Consider the following 4,308-nt stretch of genomic DNA (forward strand, 5'->3'; position numbering starts at 1 on the left):
TTTTTAGTCAGCAGTGGTATAAACCGCCAAAACATCTTCGTTTTCTTCTAATTCGTCGACAAGCTTGTCTAACTTTTCACGATCTTCATCCGAAATTTCAGCCGGATTTTGCGCAATCATTGTGACTTCGGCTTCTTCAAAAACATAGCCGGCAGCTGTCATTGCCAATTCAACAGCTTGAAAATCAGCTGCCGTTGTGTAAATTTCAAAGACTTCGTCTTGTGTTTGCACATCTTCCGCACCAGCTTCCAATGCTGCTTCAAGTACCGTATCTTCATCCAAATCGGGAAAATCAGCACGGTTAATCGCTAAGTAACCTTTCCGATCGAATTGGAAGGCCACAGAACCACTTGTCCCAAGTGCCCCACCAAAATGCTTGAAGGAATTACGAATACTTGACACTGTACGGTTGATGTTGTCCGTTGATGCTTCAACTAAAATGGCAACACCAGCAGTCCCATAGCCTTCATAAGTCACTTCTTCAAACTTTTGACCACCGGCGCCTGACGCCTTATCTAATGCCCGTTGAATATTATCTTTTGGCATATTCGCAGCTTTAGCCTTTTCCACAACCAAACGCAATGACGCATTCATATTAGGATCAGCCCCACCGGCCTTAGCCGCTACATACAAATCATGTGCTAGTTTCTGGAAAATTTTACCACGCTTAGCATCTTGGGCGTTTTTACGGCCCTGGATGTTATGCCACTTACTATGTCCTGACATGTTAACATCTCCTTGATTTTGTCAATATGGTCTTAATTTTAACAAAAAAAAGCCTATCTGACTAGGCTTCTCTCGTGTCTTGCAGTGTTATTAATAGTTGTTGCCACCTAATAATTCGAGATAAGTCATGGCTGAACTCGCAATTAATGCGGCTAAAATATCATCCAAATACACGTTAATGGTATCTGTCCGATCATTAATTTCACCAATCAATCCCGGCTTCAAATCATCTAGCAAACCGTAATGCACCGTTGCTGCAGCTGAGAATTGTTGCGTAATAGCAATTGCTAAAATTTCGTCAACGTTATGCCCATTCGCATCTCGTTGTAACCGCGCCTTTAAGGGTTGTGTTTCTGGCATTAACGCCGCTTGTTCATCGAGATAAATTGCCGTTAAAATAATATCGGCAACTTCATCTTTGTGGAGTACATGCTGTACCGCTGCTGTCAGTTTTTCGGTATCAATCGTATCGTGGTACTTGTCCGTTAAAAAAGTCTGGGTACCAGCGGTAATATCAGCGATTGTCACACCACGTTCAGCTAACTTGCCAATCGCTGCTTCTTGCAAATCTTTCATCTTGTTTTCCTATTCTTAAATCATGTCATTAACATAACGACGTGTCAAAATCACGTGAGGAATCTCATCCAACGCCGTCTTCACATATTCTTGTTGTTCTGGCGTGAAATCATTAATCGCAACGAGTGTATACGCATAAGCGCCCACGGCACGATTGCTCAATTGTTCAATGTTGATGCCGTTGTCCCCAAAAAACTTCGAAATTTGACTAATCATATTCGGCACATTTTCATGAATAATGCCAACACGATACTTCGTCACAAATGGTTCGTCAATATCTGGGTAGTTCACCGAATTAATAATGTTTCCCGTCGTCAAGTATTCGTCCAATTGCCGCGCCGCCATTAAGGCGCTAGTATCTTCCGCTTCAATGGTTGACCCGCCAATATGTGGCGTAATAATCACCTTGGGATGATCAAACAACGCTTCGTCCGCAAAATCAGTAATATAAACGTGCAATGTTCCACGATCGAGGGCATCCTTCGCAGCCAAATCATCCACAATGCCACCCCGTGACATGTTTAATAGCGCGGCATTTGGCTTCATTTTAGCTAAGCGGTCGGCATTAATAAAGAAATGATTTTTTTCTGTGTATGGAATATGCACCGTCACATAATCAGCTTGTTCAAGGACTTCATCGACTGTTTTGGCGCGCACAATGTGTCGGTCAATGCGCCATGCGGTATTGGCATTTAACCCTGGATCGTACCCAATCACATCCATATCCAAAGCCAACGCCGTGTTAGCTACTTTTGAACCAACATTACCTAGGCCAATGACGCCCAATGTTTTCCCTGCTAACTCCGTTCCACGGTAACCGCCTTTATTCACTTCGGTCCGTAGTGAGACATCACCACCACGCGTTTCATTCGCAAAACCGATGGCCCCAACGACTGGTCGTGCCGCCAAAATCAAAGCAGCAATGGTTAACTCTTTCACCGCATTCGCGTTACCGCCCGGTGTGTTAAATACAACAACACCACGTTTTGACAATTCTTCAACTGGAATATTGTTAAAACCAGCCCCTGCTCGGACAACGGCCCGAACGCTATCAGCAATTGGTTCATCATGCAAACTCTGCGACCGAAGGATAATGCCCTTTGGTTCGCCTTCACCATCAATTTCATAGCCATGTGCGGTCAGATAATCCAAACCTTTGGCACTGATCGCATTATAGGTTTTAATATTTGTCATGCTTGTTCTGCTTCTACTTTCTTTAAAAACGTAATTAAGGCATCAACGGCTGCAATAGGTTGGGCGTTATAGAGCGAAGCTCTAAAGCCACCTACTGAGCGATGACCACCAAGATTAAATAAGCCCGTTTCAGTCGCCTGTTTAACGATGGCTTTGTCACGCGCTAAGTCACCAGTGGTAAAGACCACGTTTGTCAATGACCGCGCGGCACGTTCAACCGGTGCCGTGTAAAAAGTTGATTGGTCTAAATAATCATAGAGGCGATTAGCCTTTTCAAGATTGCGGTCATACATCGCCGACACGCCACCTTGTGCGATGACCCAATCCAACACCAAGTTCAAGGCATAAATCGCAAATACTGGCGACGTATTATACATGGACTGTTTGTCAATGTGGTTTTGGTAGCGCATCATTGGCCCAACCCCGGTGAGATCCTGTTCAGCCAACCAGTCTTTTTTTAGAATCGCTACCGTCACGCCTGCGGGTCCCAAATTTTTTTGACCGCCAGCAAAAATCGCATCAAAATCCGTCACTTGATACGGTTCCGCTAAAATATTAGAACTCATGTCAGCGACCAGGCGTCCTGAGGTTTGGGGCAGATTATCTTGATGGAAAGTTGCCCCTTCGATTGTATTATTCGTCACAATATGTAGGTAATCATAGGCCGTTGCCTCAAAATCAGTCGGTAAACTTGGTAATCCTTGATAGTTTTGTGTCTTGGTACTGTCAAGTATCGTCACATCTTTACCTAACTGTGTTGCAGCTTCGCCCGCTTTCGCCGCAAAATTCCCTGAATCCAAAATGGCAATTTTTTGTTGCTGTGTCGCGAAATTTAACGGCATCATTTCAAATTGTAATGAGCCGCCACCTTGTAAAAAGACAACAGCATAGTCTGCCGGAATTTGCATCAGCTGGCGTAATTTTTGTTCAGCTTCGGCTACAATATCTTGAAACTGTTGCGATCGATGAGAAATTTCAACGATGCTCATATGTGTGTGTTCATTCTTTTCAAACTCTTGTTTGATTTGGGTGATTACAGCTTCTGGCAATACACCAGGTCCAGCTGAAAAGTTATACGTTGTCATCATGATTATGTGCGCTTGCACACCCTCCAATCGGTTACAAAATCACAACGGGATACGTTGTAATTCACGAACATTATCAACCGCAATCGGTCGAAATCAACATTTTAAGTGAACTAATGTTGTGAAAGAATGCCGGTAAACCGGCGCAATAACAAACATTAATGAGAAATCCACTGTTGTTTTATATCTTACTATATTGCTAATGAAAGTCAATCTTTTCATTTATAGAAAAGTTTAGTATACTAATCAAGTAATGCCGCTGTGGCGGAACTGGCAGACGCGTACCGTTCAGGTCGGTATGGGAGCAATCTCGTGCAGGTTCAATTCCTGTCAGCGGCATATTTAACCGTTTTACCTTGTTATTGGTAGAACGGTTTTTTGTTGCTTAAACCTTGATACGTCAGGGTTTTGGGTTGTTTAGAGTTGTTGTGAGTTTTCATCAGTTTTCACTATTTTTGCTACGATTTGCTACAAAAGTGCTACAAATTCGACAACAAAAAAGCCATGGTAGACATCGCTGTCCACCATGGCTCACGCTCTCTCAAAACCCAGTACTGACAATATAACAAGATAGGCGCTATCTTGACTGGCAAGACAAGCATCCTGTTAGTCTACGTTTGAATATTACGAAGAAAAATGCTGGTTGTGTGTTTTTTAACAACGTAATGTGAATGTTTGTACTGAGATCATGTAACCGATACGTTACTCATCTAATTTAGCATATTAA

Annotated in this window: 4 protein-coding genes and 1 tRNA gene; 1 reads left to right on the forward strand and 4 read right to left on the reverse strand. The window is 43.0% G+C overall.

The window, feature by feature from the left end; all coding sequences use genetic code 11:
• Nucleotides 1-3: 3 nt before the first annotated feature.
• The 4 genes from ACW12G_RS02835 to serC form a co-directional block, all read right to left on the reverse strand.
• A complete protein-coding gene (locus ACW12G_RS02835) occupies nt 4-726 on the reverse strand; it encodes a YebC/PmpR family DNA-binding transcriptional regulator (protein WP_455647216.1) in 723 nt (240 codons plus the stop codon).
• A gap of 90 nt (nt 727-816) precedes the next feature.
• Entirely contained in the window at nt 817-1,302 is a 486-nt protein-coding gene (locus tag ACW12G_RS02840) for a phosphatidylglycerophosphatase A family protein (protein WP_010003990.1), read from the reverse strand.
• Nucleotides 1,303-1,317: 15 nt separating this feature from the next.
• Complete coding sequence (locus tag ACW12G_RS02845) at nt 1,318-2,496, reverse strand: 3-phosphoglycerate dehydrogenase family protein (RefSeq protein WP_048699981.1); 1,179 nt, start codon at nt 2,494-2,496, stop codon at nt 1,318-1,320.
• Nucleotides 2,493-3,581: a 3-phosphoserine/phosphohydroxythreonine transaminase gene (serC, locus tag ACW12G_RS02850; RefSeq protein ID WP_455647217.1), complete on the reverse strand. Its 1,089-nt coding sequence runs from the start codon at nt 3,579-3,581 to the stop codon at nt 2,493-2,495. The genes ACW12G_RS02845 and serC overlap by 4 nt, the downstream gene beginning before the upstream one ends.
• Nucleotides 3,582-3,836: 255 nt before the next feature.
• Between serC and ACW12G_RS02855 the strand changes: the two genes are divergently transcribed.
• Nucleotides 3,837-3,920 (forward strand) — tRNA-Leu (locus tag ACW12G_RS02855).
• Nucleotides 3,921-4,308: the final 388 nt, after the last annotated feature.

The organism is Leuconostoc sp. (genome assembly GCF_965300815.1).